This window comes from Pseudomonas sp. PDM32, from assembly GCF_019219225.1.
GTDB lineage: Bacteria > Pseudomonadota > Gammaproteobacteria > Pseudomonadales > Pseudomonadaceae > Aquipseudomonas > Aquipseudomonas laurylsulfatiphila.
Genome location: NZ_JAHUWE010000001.1, coordinates 43213 through 60120 on the forward strand (window position 1 = coordinate 43213; position 16908 = coordinate 60120).

At 60.7% G+C, this 16908-nt stretch carries 18 protein-coding genes; 8 read left to right on the forward strand and 10 right to left on the reverse strand.

What is annotated here, in order from left to right; all coding sequences use genetic code 11:
• Positions 1–38: 38 nt before the first annotated feature.
• From zur to KW846_RS00235, 4 genes are read left to right on the forward strand one after another with little or no spacing between them, the layout of a single operon-like run.
• The gene (gene zur, locus KW846_RS00220) at positions 39–521 is read left to right on the forward strand and encodes a zinc uptake transcriptional repressor Zur (protein WP_007969799.1); all 483 of its coding nucleotides are present in this window, start codon (positions 39–41) and stop codon (positions 519–521) included.
• Positions 521–1306, forward strand: coding sequence for a zinc ABC transporter ATP-binding protein ZnuC (gene znuC, locus KW846_RS00225; protein WP_095967855.1), 786 nt, complete (start codon positions 521–523; stop codon positions 1304–1306). Before zur ends, znuC begins: the two co-directional genes overlap by 1 nt.
• Positions 1299–2087, forward strand: coding sequence for a zinc ABC transporter permease subunit ZnuB (gene znuB, locus KW846_RS00230; RefSeq protein WP_015092904.1), 789 nt, complete (start codon positions 1299–1301; stop codon positions 2085–2087). Before znuC ends, znuB begins: the two co-directional genes overlap by 8 nt.
• Before the next feature lie 37 nt (positions 2088–2124).
• Positions 2125–2841 (forward strand): PA5502 family lipoprotein, encoded by a 717-nt coding sequence (locus tag KW846_RS00235; protein WP_218480914.1) that lies wholly within the window; start codon positions 2125–2127, stop codon positions 2839–2841.
• Positions 2842–2964: 123 nt separating this feature from the next.
• Here KW846_RS00235 and katE read toward each other — a convergent pair whose 3' ends face one another.
• Positions 2965–5103 carry a catalase HPII gene (katE, locus tag KW846_RS00240; RefSeq protein WP_218480915.1) on the reverse strand — a complete coding sequence of 713 codons (2139 nt, stop codon included), beginning with the start codon at positions 5101–5103 and terminating at the stop codon, positions 2965–2967.
• 210 nt (positions 5104–5313) lie between these two features.
• Here katE and KW846_RS00245 point away from each other — a divergent pair, with 210 nt between their 5' ends.
• The 3 genes from KW846_RS00245 to KW846_RS00255 are packed head-to-tail and all read left to right on the forward strand — an operon-like array spanning position 5314 to position 7829.
• Positions 5314–6321 carry a methionine ABC transporter ATP-binding protein gene (locus KW846_RS00245; protein WP_102701561.1) on the forward strand — a complete coding sequence of 336 codons (1008 nt, stop codon included), beginning with the start codon at positions 5314–5316 and terminating at the stop codon, positions 6319–6321.
• On the forward strand, positions 6321–6995 hold the full coding sequence (locus KW846_RS00250; protein WP_008018443.1) for a methionine ABC transporter permease: 675 nt from the start codon (positions 6321–6323) through the stop codon (positions 6993–6995). Before KW846_RS00245 ends, KW846_RS00250 begins: the two co-directional genes overlap by 1 nt.
• Before the next feature lie 60 nt (positions 6996–7055).
• Complete coding sequence (locus KW846_RS00255) at positions 7056–7829, forward strand: MetQ/NlpA family ABC transporter substrate-binding protein (protein WP_007969811.1); 774 nt, start codon at positions 7056–7058, stop codon at positions 7827–7829.
• Between the two features lie 172 nt (positions 7830–8001).
• Here the strand turns inward: KW846_RS00255 and KW846_RS00260 are convergent, their stop codons facing one another.
• The 5 genes from KW846_RS00260 to KW846_RS00280 are packed head-to-tail and all read right to left on the reverse strand — an operon-like array spanning position 8002 to position 11904.
• Positions 8002–8637: an SCO family protein gene (locus KW846_RS00260; protein WP_116579863.1), complete on the reverse strand. Its 636-nt coding sequence runs from the start codon at positions 8635–8637 to the stop codon at positions 8002–8004.
• Positions 8634–9533: a heme o synthase gene (gene cyoE, locus KW846_RS00265; protein ID WP_007969813.1), complete on the reverse strand. Its 900-nt coding sequence runs from the start codon at positions 9531–9533 to the stop codon at positions 8634–8636. Before cyoE ends, KW846_RS00260 begins: the two co-directional genes overlap by 4 nt.
• Entirely contained in the window at positions 9521–10594 is a 1074-nt protein-coding gene (locus KW846_RS00270; RefSeq protein WP_218480916.1) for a heme A synthase, read from the reverse strand. Before KW846_RS00270 ends, cyoE begins: the two co-directional genes overlap by 13 nt.
• Positions 10595–10604: 10 nt before the next feature.
• The gene (locus KW846_RS00275; RefSeq protein ID WP_218480917.1) at positions 10605–11198 is read right to left on the reverse strand and encodes a hypothetical protein; all 594 of its coding nucleotides are present in this window, start codon (positions 11196–11198) and stop codon (positions 10605–10607) included.
• Entirely contained in the window at positions 11164–11904 is a 741-nt protein-coding gene (locus KW846_RS00280; RefSeq protein ID WP_218480918.1) for an SURF1 family protein, read from the reverse strand. The genes KW846_RS00275 and KW846_RS00280 overlap by 35 nt, the downstream gene beginning before the upstream one ends.
• A gap of 70 nt (positions 11905–11974) precedes the next feature.
• On the opposite strand from KW846_RS00280, the gene KW846_RS00285 reads away from it, so the two are divergent.
• Positions 11975–12178, forward strand: a complete 204-nt coding sequence (locus tag KW846_RS00285) for a twin transmembrane helix small protein (protein ID WP_007969817.1) — start codon at positions 11975–11977, stop codon at positions 12176–12178.
• A gap of 67 nt (positions 12179–12245) precedes the next feature.
• Here KW846_RS00285 and KW846_RS00290 read toward each other — a convergent pair whose 3' ends face one another.
• From KW846_RS00290 to coxB, 4 genes are all read right to left on the reverse strand, one after another.
• Complete coding sequence (locus KW846_RS00290) at positions 12246–13133, reverse strand: cytochrome c oxidase subunit 3 (protein WP_007969818.1); 888 nt, start codon at positions 13131–13133, stop codon at positions 12246–12248.
• 25 nt (positions 13134–13158) lie between these two features.
• Positions 13159–13710: a cytochrome c oxidase assembly protein gene (locus KW846_RS00295; RefSeq protein ID WP_218480919.1), complete on the reverse strand. Its 552-nt coding sequence runs from the start codon at positions 13708–13710 to the stop codon at positions 13159–13161.
• Positions 13711–13848: 138 nt separating this feature from the next.
• On the reverse strand, positions 13849–15441 hold the full coding sequence (gene ctaD / locus KW846_RS00300) for a cytochrome c oxidase subunit I (RefSeq protein WP_007969820.1): 1593 nt from the start codon (positions 15439–15441) through the stop codon (positions 13849–13851).
• Positions 15442–15523: 82 nt separating this feature from the next.
• Positions 15524–16651 (reverse strand): cytochrome c oxidase subunit II, encoded by a 1128-nt coding sequence (gene coxB / locus KW846_RS00305; protein ID WP_218480920.1) that lies wholly within the window; start codon positions 16649–16651, stop codon positions 15524–15526.
• Positions 16652–16908: the final 257 nt, after the last annotated feature.

The following is a 16908-nucleotide window of genomic DNA, read 5'->3' on the forward strand; positions in this document are numbered from 1 at the left end:
TAACATAATAACGTCTCTCACAAAACTCGTCGCCGCTCATGCTAAAAACACCGATTGCCAGCCGCCCCCACGACCACTCGCATTGCGTTCACAGCGCTTTGTCCGAGGCCGATGCCCTGTGCGCTCGTCAAGGCCTGCGCCTGACCGCATTGCGCCGGCGGGTGCTGGAACTGGTGTGGCAAAGCCACAAGCCGCTGGGTGCCTACGACATTCTCGCGGTCCTCAGCGAGCAGGACGGTCGCCGCGCCGCGCCGCCGACGGTGTACCGCGCGCTGGATTTCCTGCTGGAAAACGGCCTGGTCCATCGCATTTCCTCGCTCAACGCCTTCATCGGCTGCAATCACCCGGAACATGCACACCAGGGTCAGTTCCTGATCTGCCGTGTTTGCCACGCCGCCATCGAGCTCGAGCAAAAGTCCATCAGCGACGCGATCATCGCCAGCGCCAGGGATGTCGGGTTTATCGTCGAAGGCCAGACCGTCGAAGTAGTCGGTCTGTGCTCGGGTTGCCAGGGGGCTTGATGAGCAACGCGCTGATCCGTCTAGAGCAGGTTGCCGTCACGTTCGCCGGGCAACCGGTGCTGGACAACATTGAGCTGAGCGTCGAGCCGGGGCAGATCGTGACCCTGATCGGCCCCAACGGCGCCGGCAAAACCACACTGGTACGTGCCGTACTCGGCCTGTTGAAACCGGACAGCGGCAACGTCTGGCGCAAGCCGAAACTGCGGGTCGGCTACATGCCGCAGAAACTCCATGTCGACCCGACCCTGCCGCTGTCGGTATTGCGCTTCCTGCGTCTGGTGCCGGGCGTAGACCGTGCGATGGCCTTGGCAGCACTCAAGGAAGTCGGCGCCGAACAGGTCATCGACAGCCCAGTGCAAAGCGTTTCCGGTGGCGAAATGCAACGCGTGCTGCTGGCCCGGGCCTTGTTGCGCGAACCGGAACTGCTGGTACTCGATGAGCCGGTACAGGGTGTCGACGTGGCCGGCCAGGCTGAGCTGTACAGCCTGATCACCCGCCTGCGCGACCGTCACGGTTGCGGCGTGCTGATGGTCTCCCACGATTTGCATCTGGTGATGAGCACCACGGATCAGGTGGTTTGCCTCAATCGTCACGTCTGCTGTTCAGGCCATCCCGAGCAGGTCAGCGGCGATCCGGCGTTCGTCGAGCTTTTCGGAAAAAACGCACAAAGCCTGGCGATTTATCACCACCATCACGACCACGCCCACGATTTGCATGGCTCGGTGGTCAAGGCGCCCGCATCGGGCCAACCCCATGTTCACGGAGATGGCTGCAAGCATGGCTGATTTTCTGCTCTACGCCCTGCTTGCAGGCCTGGCCCTGGCCGTTGTCGCAGGCCCGTTGGGGTCTTTCGTGGTCTGGCGGCGCATGGCTTATTTTGGCGACACCCTGTCCCACGCGGCATTGCTCGGCGTGGCCCTGGGCTTCCTGCTGGATGTCAGCCCGACGGTTGCCGTGACCGTGGGTTGCCTGCTGCTGGCGGTGTTACTGGTGACCTTGCAACAACGCCAGCCCTTGGCATCCGACACGCTTTTGGGAATTCTCGCACCCAGCACGCTCTCTCTGGGCCTGGTGGTACTAAGCTTCATGCACGAAGTGCGGATCGACCTGATGGCCTATCTGTTCGGTGACCTGCTGGCAATCAGTCCAACCGATCTGGCCTGGATTCTTGGCGGCAGTGCCGCCGTGCTGGCCTTGCTGGTTGCATTGTGGCGGCCATTGCTGGCGATCACGGTGCATGAAGAACTGGCCAGGGTCGAAGGCCTTCCGGTGGCCGGATTGCGCCTGGCGCTGATGTTGCTGATCGCCGTGGTGATTGCCGTGGCGATGAAAATCGTCGGCGTGTTACTGATCACTTCGTTGCTGATCATCCCGGCGGCGGCGGCACAACGTCACGCCCGCTCGCCGGAGCAGATGGCACTGGGCGCGAGCCTGCTGGGCATACTCGCCGTGTGTGGCGGGCTGGCGTTGTCCTGGTTCAAGGACACCCCGGCCGGCCCGTCGATTGTGGTGGCAGCCGCCGCGCTGTTTCTGCTGAGTTTTGTTCTGCCCCGTCGAGGGGTGTAGACTTGCTCGTTTTTTGCGCAAATAGAGAGTCGCAGGAATGAAGTCGTTCGCCTCCCGTTATCTGCTCCTTGTCGCATTTTCTTTGCTGCTGGGCGCCTGCCAAAGCACGCCGCCGGCGGCCACCGAGGCCGCCAATGCGCGAGCCACGGCCATCGTACAGCTGGAACAAAACATCGCCAGCGATGAACTGGCCACCGCCGAAGACCAATTGGCGGCCTTGCAGGCCGAATCGCCCAACGATGCTTCCCTTGAGCAGTACCAGCGGCAACTGGCCGAAGCCTATCTGCGCCGCAGCCAGATCGTGCTGCAAAAGGGTGATGTGGATGCCGCTGCGACCGCCCTGAGCCGTGCCCGCGCGTTGATGCCCAAGGCTCCGGCACTGACCGGCGGAGTGAATGGCTCGATTGCCCAGGCACGCAAGGCCGAGCTGGAAAAAGCCGAAGCGGCCCTGAAGGCTGCCGAAGCCAAGCCAAAAGCCAAGGTCATCGACCTGACGGCTGAAAGCACCACGGTCGCGCTGAATATCAACGATATGGGCAAACTGCGTCGCCAACTGGATGCCATCGCCGCCGATGTGGTGAATTTTCAGTGCGACGTGAGCATTCAGGCTCCACGCACCGATGACTACCCTTGGTTGGCGACATTGCTGACAAAACGGGTGAACAAGCTCGATCCCGAGTTTGACCTGAAGCTGGAGCGACAGATTTTGCGCAGTGTTCCGGCGCAGATGGTTCTGAGTCCGCGTAAACCTTAAAAAGCTTCGCGAGCAAGCCCGCTCCCACAGGGTTTGGGGTTGCCCACACATTTTGAGGTCAACACTTCTCTACTGTGGGAGCGGGCTTGCTCGCGAAGGCGGTCTTTCTGGCAATAAACCTATTCAGGCCGGAATCGCCCTGGCCTTCGCCTCCCTGTCCCAAACCCGATGCTGCCCGATCGCGGCGAAAAACCCTTTGATCAGCTTCGCATCCGTCCCCACGATCAATCCCGCATCAGCCTCCAGCTTCAATACATCCAGCAACTGCTTCGCTTCACCCTGCAAGGCGATAGCCTTGAGATGTTTGTATGCCTCCAGCAGGTAATGCAACGCCACGCCGTCCGTACTCAGCGCCTTGATCGACGCGGCTCCGCCCGGCACGAACACCGCGTCGAATGCCACCGACGGCGAGCCCTCCATCGAAGCATCGACCGCCAGGGTTTTGCCATCGGCGGTTTTCACGGGTGCAGAGGTCGGCCCCAGTAACTTCGCGTGAGCCCCCTGCGCTGCAAGCGCTTTCTTCATCGCATCAATCGCAGCGCTATCAACGCCATTGGCCGCCAGAATTGCGACTTTTCGCGTCTTGATGTTCTCCGGCAACAGATTGGCCTGGCTCAATGCCGGCGAGTGATCCGGTGCGGTTTTGCGCACCTCGACGGTTCCTCGAGCCGGCGCAGGCAACCCAAGGTTCTGCGCCACGCGTTTGGCCAACTCCAGATCGATATTGGCGAGAATTTCGTTCACTTCCCGGGCGCGGATCGCCTCACGCTCAACCTTGCCCAACTCAAAGCTGTAGGCCGAGATGATGTGCTCCCGTTCATGCTCACTCATGCTGTGGAAAAACAAGCGAGCCTGGGAGAAGTGGTCAGCGAACGATTCGCTGCGCCGGCGAATCTTGTTGGCGTCGATGCGCTCCGGATAGCTCTCGAAGCCTCCATCCTGCGCCGAAACAGGCGTTTCCTTTGGCCAGCCGCCATCGATGGAGTTCGGCTCATAAGACGCACGCCCCTTGTCGATGGTGGTGCGGTGCTGGGCATCCCGCTGGCCGTTGTGGAACGGCGACACCGGGCGGTTGATCGGGATCTCGTGAAAGTTCGGCCCGCCGAGTCGGCTGATTTGCGTGTCGGTGTAGGAAAACAATCGGCCTTGCAGCAGAGGGTCGTTGGAGAAATCGATCCCGGGGACGATATGCCCGGGGCAGAAGGCAACCTGCTCGGTTTCGGCGAAGAAGTTGTCCGGGTTGCGGTTCAGCACCATCTTGCCCAACGGCGTGATGGGCACGAGTTCTTCGGGGATCAGCTTGGTCGGGTCAAGAATGTCGAATTCGAAGGCGTGTTCATTTTCCTCTTCGATGACCTGCACCCCCAACTCCCATTCCGGATAGTCGCCGATCTCAATCGACTCCCACAGATCACGCCGATGGTAGTCGGCGTCCTTTCCCGCAAGCTTCTGCGCTTCGTCCCATACCAGGGAGCAAGTGCCGGCCGTAGGGCGCCAGTGGAATTTGACGAAGCGCGACTTGCCCTCGGCATTGATCAGGCGAAAGGTGTGTACGCCGAAGCCCTGCATGCTGCGCAGGCTTTTCGGAATTGCTCGGTCGGACATTGCCCACATCACCATGTGCGCCGACTCCGGCACCAACGAAACAAAGTCCCAGAAAGTGTCATGGGCCGAGCCACCGGTAGGGATCTCGTTATGCGGCTCGGGTTTGACCGCGTGCACGAAGTCGGGAAACTTGATCGCATCCTGTATGAAGAACACCGGCATGTTATTGCCCACCAGGTCGAAGTTGCCTTCGTCGGTGAAGAACTTCACGGCGAACCCCCGCACATCACGCACGGTATCGCCTGACCCTCGCGGCCCCTGTACCGTGGAAAAGCGCACGAACACCGGGGTTTTCTTCGCGGGGTCCTGCAGGAAACCGGCCTTGGTCAGCACCGAGTGGTTTTCATAGCTCTGGAAATAACCGTGGGCGCCGGTGCCGCGAGCGTGAACGATGCGTTCGGGAATGCGCTCGTGATCAAAATGCGTGATCTTTTCACGCATGATGAAATCTTCCAGCAGCGACGGCCCGCGAGCCCCGGCCTTCAGGGTGTTCTGGTTGTCCGCAACCTTCACGCCCTGGTTGGTGCGCAAGGCCTGCTCAGTGGCATCGGAGCGAAATGTTTCCAGGCTGTCGAGCTTGGCGTTGGTGTTGTGGCGGTCCGGGGTATCGGTCCCGGCCAGGACGCTCTTGGTGGCGGCAGGCTTCTTGGTACTCATCAGGCGTGAACTCCTCAGGCATATTCCAGTGGCCTAAGTAGTGACTGACGAGCTTATTCAGCCGTTCCTTTTTTCTGACCTTTGATCGCGTTATTGCCAAATGACAGGACAAATGCGAAATAAATGCTAAGAACCTCTATACGGACAGGCTAAAATGCGCGCCCGGCTAACCGCTGACCCTTTTCTAACGCGCCCCACAAGGTTCGCTACGTGATCGAGTTTCAAAACGTCCATAAAACCTACCGCGTCGCCGGTAAGGAAATCCCCGCGCTGCATCCGACCAGTCTGACGATTGAGAACGGACAGGTTTTCGGCTTGATTGGTCATTCCGGCGCAGGAAAAAGTACCCTGCTGCGTCTGATCAATCGCCTGGAAAACGCCAGCGGCGGCAAGATCACCGTCGACGGTGAAGAAGTCACCGCGCTCGACGCCAACGGCCTGCGCCGCTTCCGTCAGCAGGTCGGGATGATTTTCCAGCACTTCAACCTGCTGGCCTCCAAGACCGTCGCCGACAACGTCGCGCTGCCACTGACCCTGGCCGGCGAGCTGTCGCGCAGCGAAATCGATTCGCGCGTGGCCGAGTTGCTGGCGCGGGTCGGTTTGTCCGACCACGCAAAAAAGTACCCGGCGCAATTGTCCGGCGGGCAAAAGCAGCGTGTCGGCATTGCCCGCGCCCTGGCGACCAAGCCAAAAATCCTGCTGTGCGATGAAGCCACCAGCGCCCTCGACCCGCAAACCACTGCATCGGTCCTGCAATTGCTGGCCGAGATCAATCGCGAGCTGAAACTGACCATCGTGTTGATCACCCACGAAATGGACGTGATCCGCCGGGTCTGCGACCAGGTGGCCGTGATGGACGCCGGCGTGATCGTCGAGCAAGGCTCGGTGGCCGAGGTGTTCCTGCATCCGAAGCACCCGACCACCAAGCGCTTTGTGCAGGAAGACGAGCAGATCGACGAAAGCGAACAGCGTGACGACTTCGCTCACGTACCGGGTCGCATCGTGCGTCTGACCTTCCAGGGCGAAGCGACCTACGCGCCGTTGCTGGGCACCGTCGCCAGGGAAACCGGGGTGGACTACAGCATCCTGGCCGGCCGTATCGACCGCATCAAAGACATCCCTTACGGGCAACTGACCCTGGCCGTGACCGGCGGTGACATGGAAGCGGCGTTCGCCCGCTTCATCGCAGCCGACGTCCACATGGAGGTGCTGCGCTAATGGAAGCCCTGACAAGTTTCTTCGCCAATATCGACTGGCTCGAAATCTGGCTGGCCACTGGCGACACCCTGCTGATGCTCGGCGGTTCGCTGTTGTTCACCGTACTGCTCGGCTTGCCGCTGGGCGTGCTGCTGTTCCTCTGCAGCCCACGCCAGTTGCTGGAAGCCAAAGGCGTCTACGCGATGTTGTCGCTGGTGGTGAACATTCTGCGTTCGCTGCCGTTCATCATCCTGTTGATCGTGATGATTCCGTTCACCGTGTTGATCACCGGCACATCCCTCGGTGTCGCAGGGGCGATCCCGCCGCTGGTGGTGGGTGCCACGCCGTTCTTCGCCCGTCTGGTGGAAACCGCCCTGCGTGAAGTGGACCGCGGCATCATCGAAGCCACCCAGGCCATGGGTGCGACCACGCGACAGATCATCACCAATGCGTTGCTGCCTGAGGCTCGTCCGGGCATCTTCGCGGCGATTACGGTGACCGCCATTACACTGGTGTCCTACACCGCGATGGCGGGTGTCGTCGGCGCCGGCGGTCTGGGTGACCTGGCGATCCGCTTCGGTTACCAGCGTTTCCAGACCGATGTGATGGTCGTGACGGTGGTGTTGCTGCTGGTATTGGTCCAGGTACTACAAACCGTTGGCGACAAGTTGGTCGTCCACTTTTCCCGTAAGTAAGACATGAGCCGGCCATTCGCTGGCAGGCGCCAAACGGGCGCCTCACAAGGAGTTAGCTGAATGAAAAAACTACTCGTCGCCTTCGCTGCCGTTGCCGCATTCTCGGCCCACGCGGCTGACACCCTGACCGTCGCGGCCACCCCGGTGCCCCACGCCGAGATCCTCGAATTCGTGAAGCCGACCCTGGCCAAAGAAGGCGTGGACCTGAAGGTCAAGGTCTTCACCGACTACATCCAGCCGAACGTGCAGGTCGCGGAAAAGCGCCTGGACGCCAACTTCTTCCAGCACCAGCCGTACCTGGATGAGTTCAACAAGGCCAAGGGTACAAACCTGGTATCTGTCGCCGGTGTGCACCTGGAACCCCTGGGCGCTTACTCCAGCAAGTACAAGACCCTCGCTGAACTGCCTGGCGGCGCCAACGTGGTGATCCCCAACGACGCCACCAACGGCGGCCGTGCACTGTTGCTGATGGCCAAGGCCGGGCTGATCAAGTTGAAGGATTCGAACAACATCCTGTCGACCGTGAAGGACATCACCGAGAACACCAAGGACCTGAAAATCCGCGAACTGGAAGCCGCGACCATCCCGCGCGTGCTGACCCAGGTCGACCTGGCGCTGATCAACACCAACTACGCGCTGGAAGCCAAGCTTGATCCGGCCAAGGACGCGCTGGTCATCGAAGGCAACGACTCGCCGTACGTGAACATCCTGGTGGCTCGCCCGGATGACAAGGACAGCGACGCGATGAAGAAGCTGGTTGCCGCTTTGCACAGCCCGGAAGTGAAGGCCTTCATCCTCGAGAAGTACAAAGGCGCGGTAGTGCCGGCGTTCTGATCCATTGCTGCAACGAAAAAAGGGCGCATTGAATGCGCCCTTTTTTGTGCCTGAAACAACGTCCCCCTGTGGGAGCGAGCTTGCTCGCGATGGCGGTGTATCAGTCAATGTAGATGTTGAATATTACGGCCTCATCGCGAGCAAGCTCGCTCCCACAGGTTTAGCGGTGTCTTTAGTTGCGCTTGAGCATCACCGGCAACTGCGCCACCAGCTTCGCGTTGTTCAACGGCGCCCGGATGAAGCCGCGCTGCGTGCCGTCCGGCCCGATCACCGCGAGGTTGCCACTGTGGTCGACCGTGTAGTTTGGCTTGTTGGTGTCCGCCGGAATGAACGGAATGCTCACCGCGTTGGCGACCTTTTGCAGCTCATCGATCGACTTTGGCGCGAGGCCGACAAACTGCGGGTCAAAGTAGCTCAGGTACTGCTTGAGCTGCTGAGGCGTGTCGCGATGGGGATCGACGCTGACCAGCACGATCTGCAGCTTGTCCACCGCCTCGGGCGGCAACTCGCTCTTGATCTGTCGTAGCTGGGCGAGGGTAGTCGGGCAGACGTCCGGGCAGAAGGTGTAGCCGAAGAACAGCAGGCTCCACTTACCCTTCAATTCATTGATCGTGACCGGCTGGCCGTCCTGATTGGTCATCGTCACGTCCGGCAGATTGCGGCTCTGCGGCAGCAAAATGATACCGGCGTCGATCAGCGCCGTCGGATCGCCCTGGTTTTTTCCGGACAGTACCTTGTTGACGGTCAGGCCGAGGATCAGTGCGACCAGGGCGACGAGGATGAAGACGGTTTTCTGGGTTCGAGTCATAGGTTCAACAGTAAGTAGTGGTCTACGAGCAGGGCGATAAACAGCAGGAACAAGTAGTAAATAGAGTACTTGAACGTGTTGATCGCCGCGTGCGGCCGAGTGCCACGGTACAACACCACGGCCCATTGCAGAAACCGCGCGCCCAGCCCAAGCGCGCAGACCAGGTAGAGCGTACCGCTCATGTGGATCACGTAGGGCATCAGGCTGACGGCGAGCAGCGCAAAGGTATACAGCAGGATATGAATCTTGGTGTAGTGCTCGCCATGGGTGACCGGCAGCATCGGGATGTCGGCCTTGGCGTATTCCTCCTTGCGATGGATCGCCAGCGCCCAGAAGTGAGGCGGGGTCCAGGCGAAGATGATCAGCACCAGCAACAGCGGCTCGGCGCTGACGTGACCGGTGGCGGCGGTCCAGCCGAGCAAGGGCGGCGCGGCACCGGCCAGACCGCCGATGACGATGTTCTGCGGGGTCGCACGCTTGAGGAATCCGGTGTAGATCACCGCATAGCCAAGCAGCGAGGCGAGGGTCAGCCACGCGGTCAGCGGGTTGGTAAACGCCAGCAGCATGGCTTGCCCGAGGGCCGCCAATACCAACGCGAACGTCAGCGCGGCGGTCGGAGAAATCCGGCCTTCGGCGAGCGGCCGTTTGTGGGTGCGCGCCATCACCGCGTCGATGCGCCGGTCCACCACATGATTGACCGCCGCGGCGCCACCGGCACACAGCGCGATGCCCAGGTTGCCGAACACCAGCACCGTCCACGGCACCCCGGCACGGGTCGCGAGGAACATCCCCACCAGTGAAGTGATGAGCATCAGCACCACGACCTTGGGTTTGGTCAGCTCCAGGTAGTCACGCCAGATCGCCTGACTGGGACGTTCGCCGATCAGAATCGCCATGGCATCTCTCCTTTTATTGTTATGGGTCCGGCTGAGTGTTTACGCAGGCTGAAGCGCCAGCGCGTTGGCTGCTTGACCCGGACCAGACTGGTTCGGGCGTGGTAGTTGACCAGCACCATGGTCAGCAACAGCGCGGCGCCGCCCGCGTTATGCGCGACGGCCACCGGCAGCGGCAGATGAAACAGCACGTTGCTGATGCCCAGGGCGATTTGTGCGCCAAGTGCAATCAGCACCAGGCCTGCCAGGCGCGTCATGCCGACCGCCTTCAATTGCCAGGCCAGGCCGAGCAATACCAGGGTGACCAGCAAGGCGCCGATGCGATGGGTCAGGTGGATGGCCGTGCGGGCGTCGCTGTCCAGTTGCCCGCCGAGGTAATTCGGGCCGATGTGCTGTGTCAGATGGAAGCCATTGGCAAAATCGGCAGGCGGCAGCCATTGGCCGTGACAGGTTGGAAAGTCGATGCAGGCCACGGCGGCGTAGTTGGAACTGACCCAGCCACCGAGGGCGATTTGCCCGATCACCAACAACAGCCCCGCCGTCGCCCAGTGCTGCAAACGTCGTGGCACGGTCAGCGCCGGCAGTACGCCGGACAGGCGCAAGGTCAGCAAAAACAACAGGCTCAAAGTCGCGAAGCCGCCAAGCAAATGCCCGGTGACCACCTGCGGCCAAAGCTTGAGCGTAACCGTCCACATGCCGAACGCGGCCTGACCAAAGACCACCGCCAACAGAAACAACGGCAACTTCACCGGTTGCCCCGGATGGCGGCGATGCAACCACGCGCGACCGGCCAACACCGCGATCAACACGCCCAGCGTGCCAGCGAAGTAGCGGTGGATCATCTCGTTCCAGCCCTTGTGGGCCTCGACCGGAGCATCCGGGAAATGCAATTCGGCATGGGCCAGCTGGGCTTCGCTTTTCGGCACGCTGATGAAACCGTAGCAGCCAGGCCAGTCCGGGCAGCCGAGGCCGGCGTGGGTCAGGCGGGTGTAGGCGCCGAGCAATACCACGATCAGTGCCAGCAAGGTGGTAAACAATGCGAGACGAAATCCAGGCTTGGCCATGACGATGCCCTTATCCGATGTTCGACAGTTTCAGCAGGTGGCGTAGATCGTTCAGCAGGTCCTTGCCCTTCACCGACGGGTCGTAGCGCAGCACCAGATTGCCGTGGGGGTCGATGATCCACAGGTGCGGCGCGTCATTGCTCTGAGCGCCTTTTGTGTAGGCAGGCAAGTCCAGTGGATAGCGTTGCAACTGCGGATACTCGCGTTGAAGTTTAGTCTCGTAATCGCTGTTCAGCGTCTGCGCGGCGGCCAATGCATGGCTGGCGCGGGACGCATCGCGGCCGAGGCCGATCTGGATCTGCCGCGCCAGGTACACCAGTTGCTGGCAGTCCACCGCGCAATCCTTGGGCGCGGTCACCAGGATCTGCCAACGCTCTTCCTGGGCCTGCACGCCAATGTCCGCGCGGGTCTGACCGTTGCCGATGAGTTCGCCGTGATAACTGCGGCCCTCGGGCACCCAGAAATTCAGCTTGTACATGCCGGTGGCAAGGATCATCGGACCGATCACCCCGAGCAGGATCAGCAACAGTTGCATACGGCCCTTGCGCCGGTTCACCGAAGGTTTCACCTCAGACATGCTGGGTGGATTCATGGCCGCTCCCATGGTGTTTCTCCTTTTCGTTGTGCCAGCCGAGATAGAGATAAAGACCGAACAGGGCGATCGCCATGGCGAACCACTGCACGGCATAAGCGATATGTTTTTCCGGGCCCATGGCGACCACCGGCCAGTCGGCCTGATAGGTGGCCGGGCCGGTTTCAGCGCGTAGCTCAAAGGCAAAGCCTTCGTGGTTCAGCGTCTTCCAGAGACTGGCCGGTTCAACGGCCGTAATCAGCTTCGGCCACGTCGCTGTCGCCGGGTCTGCATGCAACTGAAACGGCGCACCGGGGGAGACGTAGACCCACGCGTCGAAGCTGACGGCCTCGGCAGGTGTCTTGAATTGCACGGGTATGCGGCGTTCCGGCCAGGGCAGCCAGCCGCGATTGACCAGCAACCAGAGCCCGCTGGCCTGATCATGAAAGGGTTGCAACAGCTCGACGCCGACCCTGCCGTTACGTTGACTGTTGTCGAGCAGCAGGCTGTGTTCGGCATCGAAGCGGCCGTGCAGGCGAACCCGGCGGAAAGCCGGGTCAGCGGTGTATTGCAGTTCGGTGCTGGCCATTGGCTCGGCGGCCCGGCGCTCGGCGTAGGTTTGCAGCAGCGCGCTTTTTTCTGCGCCCCGGCTCAATTGCCAGAACCCCAGGGACACCAGTAGCGGCAGCAACAGTGCGACCACCAGCGTTGGCACGATACCCGGCCGAAAGCGCTTCATGGCATCGCCAGAAAGTCGGTCATCGCGATAGCTATACTCAAGTGCATCGCCTGTCCCCCGGAGTCCCACCATGCTCAAAGCAGCCATCGTCCTGATGCTGATTGCCACGGTTGTCAGCCTGTTCAGCGGCCTGTTTTTTCTGGTCAAGGACGACAGCCGCTCAAACCGCCTCGTCATTGCCTTGAGTGTGCGTGTCACGCTGGCCGCCATTACCCTCGGTCTGATCACCTGGGGTTTTTTCAGCGGCCAGCTGGTTTCTCATGCCCCCTGGTAGCCGTGCTGGCGATGGTGTGTCAGACACGTTGATTTCGACTGACACACCTTCGCGAGCAAGCTCGCTCCTACAGTACGTAGACGAAAACGAACAACCCGATCCACACCACATCCACGAAGTGCCAGTACCAGCTCGCCGCTTCGAAGCCGAACTGGTGCTCGCTGTCGAAGTGCCCGCGCATGACCCGCATCAGCATCACGAACAGGATGATGGTGCCGATGGTCACGTGGGCGCCGTGGAACCCGGTGAGCATGAAGAACGTCGCGCCGTAGATGCCCGAACCCAGGGTCAGGCCCAGTTCGCGGTAGGCGTGCATGTACTCTTCGGCCTGGAAGGTGAGGAATGCACAGCCCAACACTACGGTGAGCGCCAGCCACAGCTTGAGTGCGCCGCGATGGCCTTTTTTCAAGGCGTGGTGGGCGATGGTCACAGTCACGCTGGAGCTCACCAGCAACACGGTGTTGAGCAGCGGCAGGCCCCAGGGGCTGATGACCTCCTTGGGTGGCGGAAACAGTTTCGAGTCGGGGTTGTCCAGCAGCGGCCAGGTGAACTGGAAGCTCGGCCACAGCATGTGCGCGATGCCTTTGGCGCCTTCACCGCCAAGCGCCGGCCCGGAGATGTGGCGCACATAAAACAGTGCGCCGAAAAAGGCGATGAAGAACATCACCTCCGAGAAAATGAACCAGCTCATGCCCCAGCGGAACGAGCGATCCATTTGCGCGCTGTACAAGCCGCCGCGACTTTCCTTGATCACCGTGCCGAACCAACCGAACAGCATGTAGGCCAGGAGTAACCCGCCGACGAAAAAGATCAGTGGCCCGTGGGATTCCGGGCGCGCCGCTTTCAGATCGTTGAACCAGGTGGCCAGGCCAAACACCGTGACGAACATGCCGACCGTGGCGATGATTGGCCATTTGCTCTGGGCCGGTACGTAATAATGCTCATGAGTTGCCATTTATTGTTCTCCTTATCGGGCACGCTCAGCCGCCAGTGTTTACAGCTACCGGTGGATGTCGGGCGGTGATATCGAACAGCGTGTAAGACAGCGTCAGGTGCTTCACATCCTTGGGCATGTCACGGTCAACGATGAAACGTACCGGCATCTCGATCCGTTGACCGGGCTGCAGCACTTGCTGGGTAAAGCAGAAACATTCGGTCTTGTGGAAGTACGCCGCCGCGGTGCTTGGCGCGATGCTCGGCACGGCCTGGGCACTCATCGGCTTATCGGTGGGGTTGTGGGCGATGAAGATCATCTCGTTCACCGCCCCCGGGTTCGCGGTCAGTTCGTCATGCTTGGGGTAAAAATCCCACGGCATATCGGCGGAGTTGGTCGACAGAAACTGCACACGCACCTGCCGCGAGGTGTCGACTGTCTGCTCCCCCTCGTACTGCCCGGCGGTCTTGCCATTGATGCCGAAGGCCTTGCACATCACGTCGTAGATCGGCACCAGCGCAAACCCGAACACAAACATTGCCCCCACTACCAGCAATAGACGGGTGACCAGTTTCTTCAGCGAAATCGAGTCAGCCATGATTGCAAACCTCTACGCCAACCCCTGTAGGAGCGAGCCCGCTCGCGAAAAACCTGAGAACGCCGCGGGGCATCAGGCTTCCAGCGTTATCGTTGACGACCATCGCGAGCGAGCTCGCTCCTACAAAGGGGCAGGCGTTCATTTCACTTCCGGCGGCGTGGTGAAGGTGTGATACGGCGCCGGCGACGGGATGCTCCACTCCAGGCCTTCAGCCCCATCCCACGGTTTGGCCGGTGCCGGCGGGCCGCCGCGAATGGTCTTGATCACGATGAACAGGAAGAAGATCTGCGTGGCGCCGAACATGAATGCGCCGATCGACGACACCATGTTGAAGTCGGCGAACTGCAGGTTGTAGTCCGGAATCCGTCGCGGCATGCCCGCCAGCCCCACAAAGTGCATAGGGAAGAAGGCCAGGTTCATGCCGATGAACGACAGCCAGAAATGCAGCTTGCCGAGGGTTTCGTCGTACATGTGGCCGGTCCATTTCGGCAACCAGTAGTAGGCCGAGGCGAAGATCCCGAAGATCGCCCCCGGTACCAGCACGTAATGGAAATGCGCGACCACGAAGTAGGTGTCCTGGTACTGGAAGTCCGCCGGGGCGATGGCCAGCATCAATCCCGAGAAACCGCCGATGGAGAACAGGATCACGAACGCCACGGCAAACAGCATCGGTGTCTCGAACGTCAGCGAACCCTGCCACATGGTGCTGGCCCAGTTGAACACCTTCACGCCCGTTGGCACCGCAATCAGCAGGGTGGCGTACATGAAGAACAGCTCGCCCACCAGCGGAATGCCGACCACGAACATGTGGTGCGCCCAGACGATGAACGACAGGAACGCGATACTCGCCGTGGCGTAGACCATCGAGGTGTAGCCGAACAGCGGCTTGCGCGAGAAGGCCGGAATGATCGAGCTGACGGCGCCGAAGGCCGGCAGGATCATGATGTACACCTCGGGGTGGCCGAAGAACCAGAACACGTGCTGGAACAGCACCGGGTCTCCGCCACCGGCGGCGCTGAAGAAGCTGGTGCCGAAGTGGATGTCCATCAGCATCATCGTCACGCAACCGGCCAGCACCGGCATCACCGCGATCAGCAGGAACGCCGTGATCAGCCAGGTCCAGACGAACAGCGGCATTTTCATCAGCGTCATGCCGGGGGCACGCAGGTTGAGGATGGTGGCGATCACGTTGATCGCCCCCATGATCGAGCTGATCCCCATCAAGTGAATGGCGAAGATGAAGAAGGTCACGCTTTCCGGTGCGTAGGTCGTCGACAGCGGCGCGTAGAACGTCCAGCCAAAGTTCGGCCCGCCACCGGGGGTGAACAGGGTCGAAACCAGTAGCAGGAACGCCGCTGGCAACAGCCAGAAGCTGAAGTTGTTCATTCGCGGCAGGGCCATGTCCGGCGCGCCGATCATCAGCGGGATCATCCAGTTGGCGAGGCCGACGAAGGCCGGCATCACCGCACCGAAGACCATCACCAGACCGTGCATGGTGGTCATCTGGTTGAAGAATTCCGGCTGGACGATCTGCAGCCCCGGCTGGAACAACTCGGCGCGAATCACCATCGCGAACGAGCCGCCGAGCAGGAACATGGAAAACGCAAACCACAGGTACAGGGTGCCGATGTCCTTGTGGTTGGTGGTCAGCACCCATCGCATCAGGCCTTTGGCGGGGCCGTGGGCGTGGTCGGTGGCGGTATGAACATGTTCATCGATTACAGCAGTCATGTCCTGTCTCCTGCAAACAGATGGGCTGGGCAGGTCGGGATGCGTAGCCCCGACCGGTTCCTTACGTGCGCAATAGACCGGGTCATTTGCTTTCCGCCTGTTTCAGCTCCAGCACTTCTTTTGGCGTGACCATGTCGCCCTTGTTGTTGCCCCAGGCGTTACGTTCATAGGTCACGACCGCTGCGATATCGACTTCCGAGAGCTGTTTGCCGAACGCGGCCATGGCGGTGCCAGGCTTGCCGTGGAAGACAATGCTCAGGTGACCTTCTTTCGGTCCGGTGGCGATTTTCGAGCCCTTGAGTGCCGGGAACATCGGCGGCAGGCCCTGACCTTCGGCCTGGTGACAGGCCACGCAGGTCGTGTGATAGACCTTGTCGCCGCGCTCCTTGAGCTCGTCGAGGGTCCATTCCTTGCTGGTCAGCTCTTTGAGCTGCGCGGCCTCGACCTTGCGATCGGCCAGCCATTTTTCGTAATCGGCCTTTTCCTTGACCTCGACCACGGTCGGCATGAAGCCGTGATCCTTGCCGCACAACTCGGCGCACTGGCCACGGTAGATGCCGGGCTTGTCGATGCGGGTCCAGGCTTCATTGACGAACCCGGGTATCGCATCGCGCTTGACCGCGAAAGCCGGCACCCACCAGGAGTGGATCACGTCGGCAGAGGTCACCAGGAAGCGCACTTTGGTGCCGACCGGCAGCACCAATGGCTTGTCGACCTCGAGCAGGTAGTGCTCGCCCTTGGTTTCCTTGTTGTGGATTTGATCCTGGGGGGTGGTCAGGTTGCTGAAGAACTCGACGTCCTGGCCCAGGTATTTGTAGTGCCACTTCCACTGGTAGCCGGTGACCTGGATATCGATCTCCGGCTCGCTGGCGTCGTACATCTTGATCAAGGTCGCGGTAGCGGGAACCGCCATGGCCACCAGGATCAGGAAGGGCACGATGGTCCAGAGGATTTCGACGGTGGTGCTTTCATGAAATTTGGCGGCCACCTGCCCGGTCGAGCGGCGGTGGAGAATCATCGACCAGAACATGGCACCAAAAACGATGATGCCGATCACCACACAGATCCAGAAAATGGTCATGTGCAGGTCGAATACTGCGTGACTGATTTCAGTCGCTCCAGGCGCCATATTCACAGTCCAGGCCGCTTGCGCCTGACTGAAAATCGACCACAACAGGAGGCCCATCCAGACATGTGGATGTCGCATCATTGCGGGTTCCCCTTATCGTTCTTGTTATCCCGCCGGCTTTCACCTGCGGCAAGGGAGCGGCTGCATCAGACTACGAACTTGAGCATCGGGCCTTGCTGCATATGCAGTCGGGCGTCATCAGCTAACTCCATTCCACCCCGAGTATAGACAGCACCTCCGACCTCGCAATGCGAAGGCGTAAATCATCTGAAACAGCATTAACTTGCATTGCAGGGCACGAATGGAGAAGGATGCAGACGAATGGTGGCAAACCGATA

Excerpts from the sequence above, each read along its gene's own strand:
- zur (WP_007969799.1), top strand. The coding sequence starts at position 39 with ATGCTAAAAACACCGATTGCCAGCCGCCCCCACGACCACTCGCATTGC.
- znuC (WP_095967855.1), top strand. The coding sequence starts at position 521 with ATGAGCAACGCGCTGATCCGTCTAGAGCAGGTTGCCGTCACGTTCGCC.
- znuB (WP_015092904.1), top strand. The coding sequence starts at position 1,299 with ATGGCTGATTTTCTGCTCTACGCCCTGCTTGCAGGCCTGGCCCTGGCC.
- KW846_RS00235 (WP_218480914.1), top strand. The coding sequence starts at position 2,125 with ATGAAGTCGTTCGCCTCCCGTTATCTGCTCCTTGTCGCATTTTCTTTG.
- katE (WP_218480915.1), bottom strand. The coding sequence starts at position 5,103 with ATGAGTACCAAGAAGCCTGCCGCCACCAAGAGCGTCCTGGCCGGGACC.
- KW846_RS00250 (WP_008018443.1), top strand. The coding sequence starts at position 6,321 with ATGGAAGCCCTGACAAGTTTCTTCGCCAATATCGACTGGCTCGAAATC.
- KW846_RS00255 (WP_007969811.1), top strand. The coding sequence starts at position 7,056 with ATGAAAAAACTACTCGTCGCCTTCGCTGCCGTTGCCGCATTCTCGGCC.
- KW846_RS00260 (WP_116579863.1), bottom strand. The coding sequence starts at position 8,637 with ATGACTCGAACCCAGAAAACCGTCTTCATCCTCGTCGCCCTGGTCGCA.
- cyoE (WP_007969813.1), bottom strand. The coding sequence starts at position 9,533 with ATGGCGATTCTGATCGGCGAACGTCCCAGTCAGGCGATCTGGCGTGAC.
- KW846_RS00270 (WP_218480916.1), bottom strand. The coding sequence starts at position 10,594 with ATGGCCAAGCCTGGATTTCGTCTCGCATTGTTTACCACCTTGCTGGCA.
- KW846_RS00275 (WP_218480917.1), bottom strand. The coding sequence starts at position 11,198 with ATGGGAGCGGCCATGAATCCACCCAGCATGTCTGAGGTGAAACCTTCG.
- KW846_RS00280 (WP_218480918.1), bottom strand. The coding sequence starts at position 11,904 with ATGAAGCGCTTTCGGCCGGGTATCGTGCCAACGCTGGTGGTCGCACTG.
- KW846_RS00285 (WP_007969817.1), top strand. The coding sequence starts at position 11,975 with ATGCTCAAAGCAGCCATCGTCCTGATGCTGATTGCCACGGTTGTCAGC.
- KW846_RS00290 (WP_007969818.1), bottom strand. The coding sequence starts at position 13,133 with ATGGCAACTCATGAGCATTATTACGTACCGGCCCAGAGCAAATGGCCA.
- KW846_RS00295 (WP_218480919.1), bottom strand. The coding sequence starts at position 13,710 with ATGGCTGACTCGATTTCGCTGAAGAAACTGGTCACCCGTCTATTGCTG.
- ctaD (WP_007969820.1), bottom strand. The coding sequence starts at position 15,441 with ATGACTGCTGTAATCGATGAACATGTTCATACCGCCACCGACCACGCC.
- coxB (WP_218480920.1), bottom strand. The coding sequence starts at position 16,651 with ATGATGCGACATCCACATGTCTGGATGGGCCTCCTGTTGTGGTCGATT.